This window comes from Psychroserpens mesophilus, assembly GCF_050617655.1.
Classification (GTDB): Bacteria; Bacteroidota; Bacteroidia; order Flavobacteriales; family Flavobacteriaceae; genus Psychroserpens; species Psychroserpens mesophilus_A.
Genome location: NZ_JBODQC010000171.1, coordinates 1 through 271 on the forward strand (window position 1 = coordinate 1; position 271 = coordinate 271).

1 protein-coding gene is annotated in these 271 nt (G+C 60.9%); it reads right to left on the minus strand.

What is annotated here, in order from left to right; genetic code table 11:
* A partial coding sequence (locus ACRHNM_RS16815) for a hypothetical protein (RefSeq protein ID WP_431137766.1) occupies window positions 1–271 on the minus strand: 271 nt, incomplete at both ends.

Here is a 271-nt window from a genome sequence, read left to right on the forward strand (position 1 = left end):
GTACCGCTCCTGGAGTTGAGGCGCCATGACCGACCGCTCGCGCACCAGATAGGGCTGCAATTCGCCCCGGCTGTCCGGGAAATACATACGCTTGGCGGACCCGGGGTTTCCGTTGGGTTCCTCCAATGCCCGGCGCATCCCCATTTCATCCAGGGTAAAGCCGCTGCCTTCCTGTGGTTTCAGCAGCTCCCCGGATGCCGTCCGGCGAAGCTGGATGGCGTTATCACGTTCCCACAACCCACTGGTTTCCTGAGAGAAGGAACAAAAGCTG